Below are 14,009 nucleotides of genomic sequence, written 5' to 3' on the forward strand. Positions count from 1 at the left end.
CGAGGCGCTGCCCGACACTCCGGCGGACGGGGCATATCCTCGGGGCCGTGACCTTCAATCCGCAGTTCTGGCGTCCCGTTCCCGGTTTCGAGGATCTCACCGACATCACGTACCACCGTCATGTCGACGAGGGCATCGTGCGCATCGCGTTCGATCGTCCCGAGGTCCGAAACGCCTTCCGCCCGCACACCGTCGACGAGCTGTACCGCACGCTCGACCACGCGCGCATGACGTCCGACGTGGGTTGCGTGCTGCTCACCGGCAACGGACCGAGCCCCAAGGACGGCGGCTGGGCGTTCTGCTCGGGTGGCGATCAGCGCATCCGCGGTCGCAGCGGCTACCAGTACGCGTCCGGGGAGACGGCCGAGACGGTGGATCCGGCCCGCGCCGGCCGCCTGCACATCCTCGAGGTGCAGCGGCTCATCCGGTTCATGCCCAAGGTCGTCATCGCCCTCGTCAACGGCTGGGCCGCCGGCGGCGGACACAGCCTGCACGTCACGTGCGACCTGACGCTGGCCTCGCGCGAGCACGCCCGGTTCAAGCAGACCGACGCCGACGTGGGCAGTTTCGACGGCGGCTACGGCAGCGCGTACCTCGCGAAGATGGTGGGCCAGAAGTTCGCTCGCGAGATCTTCTTCCTGGGCGACACCTACACCGCCGAGGACATGCACCACATGGGCGCGGTGAACCGGGTCGTCGACCACGACGAGCTCGAGAACGTCGCGATCGAGTGGGGTCGCAAGATCAACGGCAAGTCGCCGCAGGCGCAGCGCATGCTCAAGTACGCGTTCAACCTCGCCGACGACGGCCTGGTGGGCCAGCAACTGTTCGCCGGTGAGGCCACCCGATTGGCGTACATGACCGACGAGGCCGTCGAGGGACGGGACTCGTTCCTGCAGAAGCGCGACCCGGATTGGTCGCCGTACCCCTGGTACTACTGACCGGTACTTTCAGCCGCCGCAGGACTTTCCGCCGCCGCCGCGTTCCCGATCGGGGACGCGGCGCGTCCGTTTCCGGTGCGGCGTGGCGCCGGTGTGGCCCAAATCACCGCAGGCATCATGGCGCGCATGTCGACGTCGATCCCGCTCGCCGGCGCGCAGACTCCGCCTCCCGGGGTGGCCGCGACCGGTCGCGCCGAGTCCGCGAGCACGGGGTTCCGGCCCGACATCGAGGGGCTGCGCGCGGTCGCGGTGCTGGCCGTCGTGCTGTTCCATGCCGGGGTGCCCGGGATCGGTGGCGGCTTCGTCGGCGTCGACGTGTTCTTCGTCGTCTCCGGGTTCCTCATCACGGGGCTGCTGTGGCGGGACGTCGCGCACACCGGGTCCGTGCGGATGGCCCGGTTCTACGGCGCCCGGGCCCGCCGGTTGTTGCCCGCCGGGACGCTGGTGCTCGTCGTCACCGCGATCGGATCGGTCTGGTTGCTGCCACCGTTGCAGGCGCGGGACGCGCTCGGCGACGGCATCGCCAGTGCGCTGTACGTGGGCAACTACCGGTTCGCGGCGCGCGGAACCGACTACCTCGCGGCGGATGCACCGCCGTCGCCGTTCCAGCACTTCTGGTCGCTCGGCGTCGAGGAACAGTTCTATCTGCTGTGGCCGGCGCTGATCGTCGGCACGGCCTGGGCGCTGCGCCGCCGTCGGGCCGCCGCGGACCGAGCCCCGTCCGCGCTGCCGTTCGCGGTGGTGCTGGGCGGGGTCGCGGCCGCCTCGTTCGCGGTGTCGTCGATCTGGACCGACACGCGGCCGCCGTGGGCGTTCTTCTCACTGCCGTCGCGGGCGTGGGAGCTGGCGCTGGGTGGGTTGGTGGCGCTGTCCGTGCCGCTGTGGCGGCGCCTGCCGGCCAGTGCCGCCGCCGTCGCCGGCGGCACGGGGCTGGTGCTGATCGTCGTCGCGTGCGTGCGATTGGGCGAGAGCACGCCCTATCCGGGGACCGCGGCCCTGCTGCCGGTGCTGGGCACCGTCCTCGTCATCGGTGCGGGCTGCGGCCGGCCCGACGCCGGGGTGGGGCGGTTGCTGTCGCTGCCGCCGATGGGTGCGGTCGGGCGGCTCTCGTACGCGCTGTACCTGTGGCACTGGCCCCTGCTGATCCTCGCGCCGTCGCTCGTCGGCCACGACATCGGTCTGGCGGGACGGCTGTCGGTGGTCGCCGCGGCGACCGTGCTCGCGGTGCTCACCCTGCGGCTGGTCGAGAATCCGGTCCGGTTCGCGTCCGCGCTGCGGGCGTCGGCGCCGCGCAGCCTCGCCCTCGGCGGCGCCGTCACCGCGGTGGCGGTGGCCGCCTGCCTCGTGCTGCTGATGTTGCGCCCCGTGCCTGTCGGTCACGGGGCCGCGGCCGCGGCACTCACGGTCGGCGCGCCCACCGGGGCCGCAGCCCCCGCCGCCGACCCGCACGACGTCGCGGTCGACGAGCTCACCGCGCAGGTGCAGGCCGCCGTCGCCGCCTCGGTCGACGTGGGCGCGGTGCCCTCGAACCTGTCCCCTCCCCTGGCCGACGCCGCGGCGAGCAAACCGGAGGTGTTCCTCAACGGATGCGTCCGGTCGTGGCTCGAGGTGGGGCAGGACGAGTGCGCGTCGGGCGACGTCGGCGCGTCCACCACGGTGGCGGTGGTCGGCGACTCGCACGCCGCGATGTGGACACCGGCATTCGAGGCGGTCGCGGCGCAGCGGCACTGGCGGCTCGAGACGCTGGGCAAGGTGACGTGCCCGCTGCTCGACATCCCGCTGACCAGTCCCTATCTGGGCCGCGAGTACACCGAGTGCGCGCAGTGGCGCCGCGACGTGGTGGCGCGGCTGCAGGCGCAGCCGCCGCGGTTGATCGTGCTGGGCATGTCCCGGCGGTACGGCGGCGACTTCGGCTTCGAGATGTTCGGCCCGCAGTGGCTGGACAGCCTCACCCGCACGGTCGCGCAGCTGCGCGCCACCGGCGCGGACGTCCTCGTGCTCGGCCCGGTGCCGGACCCGCACTCGACGGTCCCGACCTGTCTGTCGGGGCACCTCGACGACGCAGCGGCCTGCTCCCCGGACCGGGACGTCGCGATGAACGCGGCCGGCATCGCGGCGGAGGCCGCGGCGACGGAGACCGGCGGCGGCCGGTACGCCGACCTCACCGACCTGTTCTGCACCGCCGTGCGGTGCCCCGTGATCGTGGGCAACGACCTGGTGTTCCGCGACGACAACCACCTCACGATCGAGCACGCGCAGGCGCTGTCCCCGGTGATCGCGGCGCTCGCCGACCGGGTCCTCGCCGGCGGGTGAGCGGGGGGCGGCCGAGCGATCGGCCAACCGATTCCGCTCGGGTGACCCCGCGATGGGGTGTGCAATGGAGGCATGCCCACCGAGACGACGTTCGTGGTCGACGGCGTACGGCTGTCGGGGTCGCTCACCGAACCCGCCGGGGATCTGCCGGTCGTCGTGTTCGCACACGGCAGCGGCAGCGGCCGGTTCAGCCCCCGCAACCGCCACGTGGCCGAGTTCCTGCGGACCGCCGGCCTGGGCACGCTGCTGTTCGACCTGCTCGCCCCCGACGAGGAGGGCGACCGGCGGTTGGTGTTCGACATCCCGCTGCTGTCCGAGCGGCTGTGCGTGGTCACGGCACACGTCCGCGAGCGCGCGCCCGCCGTCGCGTACTTCGGCGCGAGCACCGGTTCCGCGGCCGCGTTGCACGCCGCCGCCGAGCCCGACGCGGGCGTCACCGCGATCGTCTCCCGTGGCGGTCGCCCGGACCTGGCCGGTTCCCGGTTGTCCGCGGTGAAAGCACCCACATTGCTACTGGTCGGCTCGCTCGACACCACCGTGATCGACCTGAACCGGCAGGCCGAGACGCTGCTGGAATGCGAGCACGACCTCGTGATCGTGCCGGGCGCGACGCATCTGTTCGAGGAGCCGGGCACCCTCGACGTCGTCGCCGAACACGCCCGGAACTGGTTTCTCGCGTACGGTCGACCGGGTGAGTGAGCGCGCCGTCGTCGATGATCTGCGCCGCGTCGCCCGCGAGAATTTCGGGTGGGAGCAACTCAAACCCGGACAGCTCGAGGCGATGACGGCGGTACTGGACGGCCGGGACGTGATGGCCGCGATGCCCACCGGTTACGGCAAGTCCGCCATCTATCAGGTGACCGGGGTGTTGCGTGACGGCATGACGCTGGTGATCTCGCCGCTCATCGCGCTCGAGCACGACCAGGTCGCGGCGATCGAGGCGGCCGACGACGCGCCCGCCGCGCTCGCGGTCGACTCCACCCTCAGCGCCCGGCGCACCGAAGAGGCGTGGCAGACCGTCGAGGAGGACGGGGTGGAATACCTCTTCCTCTCCCCCGAACAACTCGCGAACGAGAAGACGATGAAGCGGCTGGCCGACGCCGACGTCTCGCTCGTCGTCGTGGACGAGGCGCACTGCATCAGCGCGTGGGGCCACGACTTCCGGCCCGACTACCTGCGGCTCGGTGCCGCGATCGAACACCTGGGCCACCCGCCGGTGCTCGCGCTCACCGCCACCGCGTCGCCGCCCGTGCGGGAGGAGATCGTCACGCAGCTGCGGATGCGGGACCCGCACATGGTCGTGGGCGGCTTCGACCGCCCGAACATCCGGCTCGAGGTGCGGCGCGCGACCACCGCGAACGACAAGAAGCGGGCGCTGCTCGACACCGTGCAGGAGATGTCGGGTCTGGGTCTGGTGTACGTCGCCACCCGTGCCGCGACGCAGGAGTACGCGGAGTGGATCGGCGAGACCGGGCTCCGCACCGCCGCCTATCACGGGGGGATGCGCGCGAAGGAACGCGCCCGGGTCCACGAGGGGTTCCTCGAGGACCGGTTCGACGTGGTGGTCGCGACGTCGGCGTTCGGGCTCGGCATCGACAAGCCCGACGTCCGCTTCGTGCTGCACGAGTCGGTTCCGGACTCGCTCGACGACTACTACCAGCAGATCGGCCGCGCCGGGCGCGACGGCGCCGACGCCCGCGCGGTGCTGTTCTACCGGCCGGAAGATCTGGCGTTGCGCACGTTCTTCGCGTCCGGTGCGCCGTCGGAGGACACACTCCGCCGGGTGTACGGCGCCCTGTCGGAAGACCCGATCTCGTTGCGCGAGTTGCGTTCCCGAACGGACCTGGCGGCCCGAACCGTGACGAACGCGGTGAACCTGCTCGCCCGCGCGGATGCCATCCACGACAGCACGGCCGGGATCGCCACCACGGGGATCGGGGTCGACGCCGCCGTCACCGCGGCACAGCACGTCGCGGACGTCGACGGCCGGATGGACGAATCGCGGGTCGAGATGATGCGCGGCTACGCCGAGACGCGGGACTGTCGCCGCCGGTTCCTGCTCGAGTACTTCGGCGAGCACCCCGACGAACCGTGCGGGAACTGCGACTGCTGCGACGAGAACCTGCGTTCCGAGAACCGGGGCGACAGCGGCAGCTCCGCCGACAAGCCCGGCGCGGCAACCAACTCCGAACCGGATCCGTTCCCGGTGGACACGCACGTCGAGCACCGGTCGTGGGGCCCGGGCGTCGTGATGCGCACCGAGCCGGACCGCATCACGGTCCTGTTCGACGAGCACGGCTACCGCACGCTGTCCCTCGACGCGATCGAGGATGCGGACCTGGTGGAACCGATCGAGTGACGCCGGGCCGGCGTTTTCCGGGCACACTGGAGCCCATGACCGTCGATCGTGAACGACCCGAACCGGAGCACCGGCGGCCCGAGGATGTCACGGATGCCACCGTCGACGCCGTGGGCAAGTTGTCGGAGGCGCTCGAGACCGTCGAACAGGCGCGGGGCCACCTGTACGCGTTCCACCAACTGCTGGGCCGCGCCGACCTGCAGTTGGGTGAGGCCGTCGAGAAGTTGATCGAGGCCGGGCATCCGGAGTGTGCCGAACGTCTGCAGTCGGCCATGGTGGGCCGCAACGTCATCGAGGGCCGGTGGACCTTCCAGCTGGTCGAGGAGTTCGACGACGGCTACTGGTCGGAGTTCCGCGAACACGAGAAGGCGGTCCGCGAGACGCTGGTGCAGGGCCGCCGGCACCTGCTCGAGGCCGAGATGAAGGAAGCGCGCCGCACCCACGGCCGCGACGGCCACGAGGCCCGCCCCGGACCCGGCCGGTGACGCGAGACCGGCACATCGATTCAGGAGGAACCGACCGTGGAGATACTCAGCAGCAGAACGATTCTGCGTCCCCGTGACTACGAGGTGACGCTGGCGTTCTACCGGGACGTGCTGGGACTGGCGATCGCCCGCGAATACCCGGGCGGGACGGTGTTCTTCGCCGGACAGGGGTTGATCGAGGTGACGTCGCACGGCGGCACCGAACTGGAGACGCGCTTTCCGGGTGCGCTGTGGATGCAGGTGCGTGACCTGGCGGCCGCGCAGGACGAGCTGATCCGCGCGGAGGTGCCGATCGTGCGTGAGGCCCGCAGGGAACCGTGGGGACTGCACGAGATGTGGATCGCCGACCCGGACGACGTCCCGATCGTGCTGGTCCAGATTCCCGAGGACCACCCTATCCGCCGCGACCTGCGCTGAAACGCCCGTGCGCCTTTCCGGTGGCGGCAACCACCGAAAAGGCGCACGGGCGCGGAGCGCCACATGACACGGGCGCGAAGCGCCTACTTCGACCGCACGGGCGCGGAGCGCCTACTTCGACAGGGCCGCAGCGATCTGGTCGGCCTGCGCCTGGCCCTCGTGCAGCTGACGCAGCAGCCACAGGCGCAGGACCCGGGCGATCGCGCCCGCGAGGTACAGCGCGCCGCCGATCACGGTCAGCGCGAGGAACGCGGTGGCCAGAATCTGGTCCGACGCGATGTCGCGCAGGTCGCTCTGGGTGAGCGACGAGATGTACACGATGAACGCGGCGACGACCCCGACCGCCATGAGCGCGAGGCCGGCGATCCGGGCGGCGCCGTCGCCGCGGGACGGACCGGACTTGAGCTTGAGGTCGGCGACGTCGGACTTGAACTGGGCGCGACGCTCATCTGCGAGAGTGGTCATCGTCATCCTCCTAGGTAGCTGTTGGAAAGTTCGTTCTCGATTTCGTCGGGTGCCCCGACGCGGACCACTCGTCCGTGGAGCATGAGCGCTGCGCGATCGGCGATCGGCAGCACGGCGCGGGCGAACTGCTCGGCCACGAGGATCGTGAGCCCCTCGTCGACGAGCTGTCCCACGACGTCGTACATCTGCGAGACGATCCGCGGGGCCAGGCCCATCGACAGCTCGTCGAGCAGCAGCACCGTGGGGTCGGTGCCCAGGGCCCGCGACAGCGCCAGCATCTGCTGCTCGCCGCCGGACATCGACCCGGCCAGCTGGTGCTTGCGCTTGCCGAGGATCGGGAACCGGGTGTAGGCGATCTCCTCGAGCTTCGCCAGCTCCGCCCCGGTTCCCGTTGCGATCCACAGGTTCTCACGAACCGTGAGGTTCGCGAAGATGCCCCGTCCCTCGGGGATCGAGCACACCCCGAGCGTGGCCAGGTCCGACGCCTCGGCACCGTTGACGCACCGTCCCGCGAGCCGCAGCTCGCCGTGCGTGACAGGCAGGATGCCCGAACAGATCTTGAGCGTCGAGGTCTTGCCGCCACCGTTGGGGCCGAGCAGCGCCATCACGGTGCCCGGTGCGACCGCGAGGTCCACTCCGTGCAGGACCTCGATCGGCCCGTAACCCGCGCGGACACCGGCCAGTTCGAGCAGCGGGACCGGCGCCTCGTGCCGGCCGCCCGACGTCTCCGTCGCGTTCGTCGTCACCGTCGACATCACACCGCCTCCTCTGCCGTACCGATGTACGCGGCGATCACGGCCGGATCGTCGCGAATCTGCTCCGGGCTGCCCGACGCCAGCACGGCGCCGTAGTCGAGCACGTGAATGTGCTTGCACAGCTTCATCACCAGCGGGATGTCGTGCTCGACCAGGCAGATCGCCAGACCGTCCGCGGCCAGGTGCTGCAGCAGGTCCGCGAAGTCCTCGGTCTCCTGCTCGGTCTGGCCCGACGCGGGCTCGTCGAGCAGCAGCAGCCGCGGTGACGTCATCAGCGCACGTGCCGCCTCGACGACCCGGGCCCGGCCGGTCGGGATGTCGGAGACATCCTTGTCCGCGACGTCGGTGAGCTTGGTGAGCTCGAGGATCCGGTCGGTCTCGGCGTCCACGTCGACCCGGTTGCGGGTGTTGGCCCGGTGGATGTCCCCGGCGACGCGGATGTTGTCGCGCACCGACAGCGACAGGAACAGCTCCAGCCGCTGGAAGGTGCGGGCCAGGCCGCGGTTCGCCCGCTTGGCGGGCGAGAACCGGGTGACGTCGTGCCCGTCGAGCAGGATCTTGCCCGACGACGGCTTCTGCAGGCCGGTGATGGTGTTGAACAGCGTCGTCTTACCGGCACCGTTCGGCCCGATCAGGCCGGTGATGGCGCCGCTCTCGACGGTGATGCTGACGTCGTTGACGGCGACGTTGCCACCGAACCGCACGGTGATGCCGCGCGTCTCCAGGATGGGGGTGTCAGGCATGGACGATCGCCTCCTTCGGCGTCGCGGCGATCGACGGCTCACCGAACTGGGTCACCGCGGTGTGCTCGGTCACGCTCGCGGGCAGTTCCAGCTCGCGGTCGAGTTCGGCCAGGCGGTCGGCGGTGTAGGGCTCGTCGACGCCGATGTCCTCGGGCGACGTGCCGCGACGGGCCGCCGCCTCCTCCTCGCCGAGCACTGCCGCCGGCATCACCATCTGCCCGACGACCGGGAGCATGAACACCGTGACGATCGCGATCGTCGCGAACCACCAGTTGTCCAGCACGCCGGTGAGTGCGAGGACGTAGGACACCGCCACGACGGCCGCGCCGCCGATGAGCACCGGTACGGCCTTGCGCAGGTGGCGGTAGCCCTCGATGACGTCGTGGACCGCGCCGGACGGGTTCTTGCCGACGCTCATACCGATGAGGGCCGGGCTGACCGCGGCCAGGTGCCCCATGAAGGTCCACAGTCCTTCGAGTTCCGGCTGACCGGCGGCGAGGTTGTTGAACGACACCATGATCACCGCGAAGCCGACGCCGGCCATGATCCCGCCGAAGAAGGCGCCGGTGACGTAGCCGATGCCCGCGACGACCGTGAGCATCAGGACGGTGAGGCTGATCATGATCGAGAAGTTCTCGTTCGAGACCGCGCCGATGGCACTGGACATCAGGATGCCGCCGAGCCCTGCGATGCCGGCCGAGAGCATGAACACGCTCAGCTTCAGCTTGACGAGGTTCTGTCCGAGCATCGCCGAGGCGGCCGGGCTGTCCTTCATGGCCGCGAGCCGGCGGCCGTAGCCGCTGTTGCGCAGCGCGATGACGCCGATGGCGAGAACCACGAACAGCGCGGTGGCTGTCATGAGGAACGCCGTCTGGTTGCTCAGGTCCAGCGGGCCGATCTTGATCGGCGGAATGACGAGCGAACCGCCGGTGAAGATCGAGAACTTGACCCCGAACAGTTCGTGTTCGGTGGTGTCGCGCAGCACCATGTTGCTGAGGAAGACACCGAACGCCATCGTCGCGAGCGCGAGGTACAGACCGCGCAGCCGCAGCGCCGGCAGCGCGACGAGGCCACCGATGACCGCGGCCGCCAGCGTGCCGAGGATAAGGCCCCAGAGGTTCATCCGGGCCGCGAGTCCGGTCCCGGAGATTCCGAAGTGGAACGCCACGATCGTGGAGATCGCGCCGAACGACACCGCCGCCAGGTTCATCTCGCCGGCGTAGCCGGTGAGCAGGGTCAGCGACAGCGCGATGATCGCGAACGAGACCCCCAGGGTCAGCGTGGTGATCGCGGACTCGACCATCAGCAGGCGGACCAGGTAGACGATCACGATCAGAGCGACGCCCCAGGCCACGGCCTTGCGCACCGACGGCACCGAGTACCGCTCCCGGGTGCGGACCGCGGCGCCGCGCAGGCGGTCGTGCGGCAGCACGATGAGGACGACGAACAGCGCGATCATCGGCAGCGAGACGCGCAGGTTGGACGTCCACGTCCACTCGGCCGGGAAGTAGCCGAGCACGTACGTCCCGGCGAGGCCCAGCACGATCGCACCGACGAACGTGCGCGGAATGCTGCGCAGGCGACCGAACATGGCCGCCGCGAACGCGTCGATGACCAGCAGCGTGAGCATGTTGGCCTCGAGCGTGCCGCCGCTGATCGGGGTGACGAGGATGCCGGCGAGCACGGCCAGCGTGGAACCGAGCGCCCACGAGAACGCCGCGATGCGTTCGGGGTTGTGCCCGTTGAGCCGCAGCAGGTCCGGGTCGTCGACGACACCGCGCATCGAGACGCCGACGCGGGTGCGGGTGAACAGGAAGCGCAGGCCGACGGCGATGAGCACCGCGACGACCAGGCAGATGATCTCGTGCGTGTGGATGGTGGCGCCGAAGAACGAGAACCGGCTCTCGTCGCCGAAGAACATCTTCATCGTGCGGGGATCTTCGGGATGCCAGAACCACTGGGAGAGCGAGAGCATGCCGAGCATGATCGACACCGTGACGACGATCTTGGTGACCTCGGCGGTGTCACGGAGACCGCGCATGATCAGGGCGTACAGCAGCAGGCCCATGAGCGGCCCGGCCACGCCGACGGTGATGATCAGTGCCACCGGCGTGGGCAGCTCCCAGCCGTACTTGAGCTGCCAGAAGAGGAAGGCGCCGAGCATCGCCTGCGCGCCGTGCGCGAAGTTGAAGATGCCGGACGTGTTGTAGGTGAGCACCAGCCCGGAGGCGGCGATTGCGTACACCGAGCCCAGGACCAGACCCAGGATCGTGAACGTCACGAATGTGTCCATCTGCGAACCCTCTGAAAAATTCAGTCGGGATGGACGCGGCGCCCCCAGCGGTGGCTCGGGGCGCCGCATTCATCGGTCGGATCGAAACTGCCGGGCGGACGGGAACCTGTGGGTGACGCCCGCCCGGCCCTGGATCAAGCCTTCGGCGTGATCACGTTCGGGTTCAGGTACTTGGTGGAGATGCGGTCGGCGTTGAGCTCCGTGCCCCACGTCGACTTGTCGGTCTTGACCAGGTACTGCGCATCGCACTTGAACTCGCCGCTGTCGGCCGGGAACGCCTGCGAGTAGTCCGCGCCCTTGATCTTGACCACCAGGCCGCACTCGGCCGGCACGTTCTTGCCCGGGTCGCTCGGGGCGTGGAGACCGCCGCCGTCCCACTCGTGGATCTGGGAGAGCTCGTCGATCATGCACTGACGGGTCAGGTCCGAGCCGCACTCCTTGGCCGCGGTGGCCCACAGCAGGAAGGACGACGTGGACTGCATGCCCAGGAGCGCGGTCTTGCCGCCCTGGGCGGTGACGAGATCCTTGTACTGCTTGACGGCGGGCACGTTGTCGTTCTCGAGCATCTGGAACGTCATGCCGGCGTTGAGGTTGTCGAGCAGGCCGGTGTCCTTGTTGAACGACTGGACGGCGTTGGCGTACCAGGTGGCCTCGCCGAAGATGATCGGATCGACACCGACCTGGTCGACGGCCTTGAAGAAGTTGAACTCGGCCGGGACCGGCGAACGCGAGGTCCACAGACCCTTGGCGCCGCAGGCCTTGATCTTCTCCGCGAACGGCACGTAGCTGGCCTCACCCTCGTAGTTGAGGGTCACGCCGCAGTCCTTGAGGTTGAAGCCCGCGGCCTCGGCCAACGACCGGGTCTTGGTGAGCGACGTGATGATCGTCGGCATCGTGGAGCCGACGAGCGTGAAGTCGTTCTTCAGGTCGGGGTGCATCTCGCCCATCTGGAACCAGGCGGAGGCGTTGGCGATGTCGACCGGGAACGGCACGCCCTGGTACGTCATCGGACCGTTGGCGGCGTCCGGGGAGACGGTGAAGCCGGGGACGGCGGCCATGTTGCAGGCCACGCGCGTCTGCTCCGACGTCTGGTCCATCGCGAATCCGTGGCCGACCATCATGAACTGGCTACGGCACGCCTCCTGCATGACCGAGTTGGCCTGCGTCATGGCGGCGTCGTAGTCGGTGCCCACGATCTTGCGGCCGTTGATGCCGCCCTGCTCGTTGCACCAGTCGATCATGGCGGAGACGGCGTCGGACATCTCCTTGTTCAGGCCCGGGCTCTTGGCGTAGCCGCGGTCGTCGCCGTAGCCGATCTTGATGTCGGTGTCGGTGACGCCCTGATCCGTGGCGCCCTTGGCGTCACCCTCGCCGCACGGGGAATCCAGGGTGCCGAACTTCTGGCCGGTGGCGGACGCCGACGAGGTCGTGGCGCCGGAATCGCCGCTACCGGGGACGACGGCGTCGCCGCTTCGATCGCCCGAACACGCCGAAACCAGGGCAGCCGTCGCGGCGAGCGCCACGACGAGCTTGGCTGTCTTCTTGCTCTTCACGGTCGGTGTTTCTCCTTCTCAGTGCCCGAGAGGCCGGGCCGGGGTCGAACAACAGATCGAAAACCTGGTCGGACCTGCGGATCTACCGCTCCTCCGCGCACCGAACCCGGCGTTTCGCAAAAACTTGGTAAAGCAAGTGATTTCTTTAGGTAAAGAACATCGGAAACGACTGTCCCGACCGCCGCCGCTTCCCCGTCACCGACCCTGCCGAGCTCCGATCACCGGTCCACCAGCACTCCCGGTGGCGAGGACCGTAACGAGCATCACAGTCGGCTCCGGGGGTGGGTCTCGGTGAGTGGGACAACCCGGTGATGTCGGCCACAGGACGTCGAAATGGTGAGTGTTCACACACCTCGGAAACCGTCGTTCGAGGTGATGGGACGATGCGGCGCGGTACCCGGTCGGTTCACCGGACGCTCGCTGTACTTTTACGCGTTCGATACGCACAATTCGCATGTGACCGCAGAGCTCGTCGTTCTCTTGGTGGTGGTCCTCACCGCCCTCGCTTTCGACTTCACGAACGGCTTCCACGACACCGGAAACGCGATGGCCACCTCCATCGCCACCGGCGCACTACGACCGAAGGTCGCGGTGGCACTGTCGGCAACCCTCAACCTGATCGGCGCCTTCCTGTCCGTGGAGGTCGCCGCGACCGTCGCCAAGGGCGTCGTCAATCTCCAGTCGGTGAGCGGTGAAGCGCTGCTGCTCATCGTGTTCGCCGGCCTCGTCGGCGGCATCCTGTGGAACCTGGCCACCTGGCTGTTCGGGCTGCCGTCGAGCTCGTCCCACGCCCTGTTCGGCGGCCTGATCGGCGCCGCGATCGCGTCGATCGGAATGAGCGGCGTCGAATGGAGCGGGGTGCTCGGGAAGGTGATCATCCCGGCGCTGCTGTCCCCGGTCGTCGCCGCGCTCGTCGCGATGGTCGGCACCAAGCTCATCTACCGGATCAGCCGGGACGTCCCGGAGGGCACCAAGGGGCGCGGGTTCCGGATCGGCCAGGTCGGCACGGCATCGCTGGTGTCGCTGGCCCACGGCACCAACGACGCGCAGAAGACGATGGGCGTGATCTTCCTGGCGCTGGTGGCGCACGGGACCATCTCCGCCGACGCCGAGATGCCGTTCTGGGTCAAGCTCAGCTGCGCGGTCGCGATCGCGCTCGGGACGTACCTGGGCGGCTGGCGGATCATCCGCACCCTGGGCAAGGGTCTGGTCGAGATCGCTGCCCCGCAGGGCATGGCGGCCGAGTCGTCGTCCGCGGCGATCATCCTGACCTCGAGCCACTTCGGTCTGCCGCTGTCGACCACGCACGTCGCGACCGGGTCGATCCTCGGCACCGGCCTGGGCCGCAAGGGCGCCGAGGTTCGCTGGGGCGTCGCGGGACGGATGGCGGTCGCGTGGCTGATCACCCTGCCCTCCGCCGGCATCGTGGGCGCGATCTGCTGGGCCGTCGCCCACCTGATCGGCGGCCTACCCGGAATCCTCGTCGTCTTCGCGCTTCTGCTGGCGCTCGCCGCCTTCATGTACATGCGCTCGCGCCGCGAACCGGTCGATCCCGGGAACGTCAACGCCGAGTGGGAGGGCGGCCTGGCCCCGGGCGCCGAGGCCGCGCCCACCCCGTCGCCGACCGGGGCCGACCACGACGCCGGCGCCGACCGAACCGCCAGCAACAACACCTGAGAGGAGAC

The 14,009-nt window shown here is 69.6% G+C and carries 12 protein-coding genes; 7 read left to right on the plus strand and 5 right to left on the minus strand.

Going from position 1 to position 14,009, the window contains the following annotated elements; all coding sequences use genetic code 11:
- Positions 1 to 47: 47 nt before the first annotated feature.
- The 6 genes from E7742_RS14375 (at position 48) to E7742_RS14400 (ending at position 6,515) form a co-directional block, all read left to right on the plus strand.
- Positions 48 to 941 (plus strand): 1,4-dihydroxy-2-naphthoyl-CoA synthase, encoded by an 894-nt coding sequence (locus tag E7742_RS14375; RefSeq protein WP_137799552.1) that lies wholly within the window; start codon positions 48 to 50, stop codon positions 939 to 941.
- 117 nt (positions 942 to 1,058) lie between these two features.
- A complete protein-coding gene (locus tag E7742_RS14380) occupies positions 1,059 to 3,254 on the plus strand; it encodes an acyltransferase family protein (protein ID WP_137801221.1) in 2,196 nt (731 codons plus the stop codon).
- 72 nt (positions 3,255 to 3,326) lie between these two features.
- Entirely contained in the window at positions 3,327 to 3,953 is a 627-nt protein-coding gene (locus E7742_RS14385; RefSeq protein ID WP_137799553.1) for a dienelactone hydrolase family protein, read from the plus strand.
- Positions 3,946 to 5,613: a RecQ family ATP-dependent DNA helicase gene (locus tag E7742_RS14390; protein WP_254699011.1), complete on the plus strand. Its 1,668-nt coding sequence runs from the start codon at positions 3,946 to 3,948 to the stop codon at positions 5,611 to 5,613. Before E7742_RS14385 ends, E7742_RS14390 begins: the two co-directional genes overlap by 8 nt.
- A gap of 35 nt (positions 5,614 to 5,648) precedes the next feature.
- Positions 5,649 to 6,098: a hypothetical protein gene (locus tag E7742_RS14395; RefSeq protein ID WP_137799555.1), complete on the plus strand. Its 450-nt coding sequence runs from the start codon at positions 5,649 to 5,651 to the stop codon at positions 6,096 to 6,098.
- A gap of 36 nt (positions 6,099 to 6,134) precedes the next feature.
- Complete coding sequence (locus E7742_RS14400; RefSeq protein WP_137799556.1) at positions 6,135 to 6,515, plus strand: VOC family protein; 381 nt, start codon at positions 6,135 to 6,137, stop codon at positions 6,513 to 6,515.
- A gap of 111 nt (positions 6,516 to 6,626) precedes the next feature.
- Here the strand turns inward: E7742_RS14400 and E7742_RS14405 are convergent, their stop codons facing one another.
- From E7742_RS14405 to E7742_RS14425, 5 genes are all read right to left on the minus strand, one after another.
- Positions 6,627 to 6,980: a hypothetical protein gene (locus E7742_RS14405; protein WP_137799557.1), complete on the minus strand. Its 354-nt coding sequence runs from the start codon at positions 6,978 to 6,980 to the stop codon at positions 6,627 to 6,629.
- 2 nt (positions 6,981 to 6,982) lie between these two features.
- The gene (locus E7742_RS14410) at positions 6,983 to 7,735 is read right to left on the minus strand and encodes an ABC transporter ATP-binding protein (RefSeq protein ID WP_137799558.1); all 753 of its coding nucleotides are present in this window, start codon (positions 7,733 to 7,735) and stop codon (positions 6,983 to 6,985) included.
- Positions 7,735 to 8,478, minus strand: coding sequence for an ABC transporter ATP-binding protein (locus tag E7742_RS14415; RefSeq protein WP_137799559.1), 744 nt, complete (start codon positions 8,476 to 8,478; stop codon positions 7,735 to 7,737). Before E7742_RS14415 ends, E7742_RS14410 begins: the two co-directional genes overlap by 1 nt.
- Positions 8,471 to 10,771, minus strand: a complete 2,301-nt coding sequence (locus tag E7742_RS14420) for an ABC transporter permease (protein ID WP_137799560.1) — start codon at positions 10,769 to 10,771, stop codon at positions 8,471 to 8,473. Before E7742_RS14420 ends, E7742_RS14415 begins: the two co-directional genes overlap by 8 nt.
- A gap of 134 nt (positions 10,772 to 10,905) precedes the next feature.
- Complete coding sequence (locus E7742_RS14425) at positions 10,906 to 12,324, minus strand: ABC transporter substrate-binding protein (protein WP_137799561.1); 1,419 nt, start codon at positions 12,322 to 12,324, stop codon at positions 10,906 to 10,908.
- Positions 12,325 to 12,780: 456 nt separating this feature from the next.
- Here E7742_RS14425 and E7742_RS14430 point away from each other — a divergent pair, with 456 nt between their 5' ends.
- Positions 12,781 to 14,001, plus strand: a complete 1,221-nt coding sequence (locus tag E7742_RS14430; protein WP_137799562.1) for an inorganic phosphate transporter — start codon at positions 12,781 to 12,783, stop codon at positions 13,999 to 14,001.
- Positions 14,002 to 14,009 lie beyond the last annotated feature (8 nt).

Source organism: Rhodococcus sp. SGAir0479, assembly GCF_005484805.1.
GTDB lineage: Bacteria > Actinomycetota > Actinomycetes > Mycobacteriales > Mycobacteriaceae > Prescottella.

Coding starts and splice junctions, on each gene's coding strand:
- E7742_RS14380 (WP_137801221.1), top strand. CDS start 1,059: ATGGCGCGCATGTCGACGTCGATCCCGCTCGCCGGCGCGCAGACTCCG.
- E7742_RS14385 (WP_137799553.1), top strand. CDS start 3,327: ATGCCCACCGAGACGACGTTCGTGGTCGACGGCGTACGGCTGTCGGGG.
- E7742_RS14395 (WP_137799555.1), top strand. CDS start 5,649: ATGACCGTCGATCGTGAACGACCCGAACCGGAGCACCGGCGGCCCGAG.
- E7742_RS14405 (WP_137799557.1), bottom strand. CDS start 6,980: ATGACCACTCTCGCAGATGAGCGTCGCGCCCAGTTCAAGTCCGACGTC.
- E7742_RS14410 (WP_137799558.1), bottom strand. CDS start 7,735: ATGTCGACGGTGACGACGAACGCGACGGAGACGTCGGGCGGCCGGCAC.
- E7742_RS14415 (WP_137799559.1), bottom strand. CDS start 8,478: ATGCCTGACACCCCCATCCTGGAGACGCGCGGCATCACCGTGCGGTTC.
- E7742_RS14420 (WP_137799560.1), bottom strand. CDS start 10,771: ATGGACACATTCGTGACGTTCACGATCCTGGGTCTGGTCCTGGGCTCG.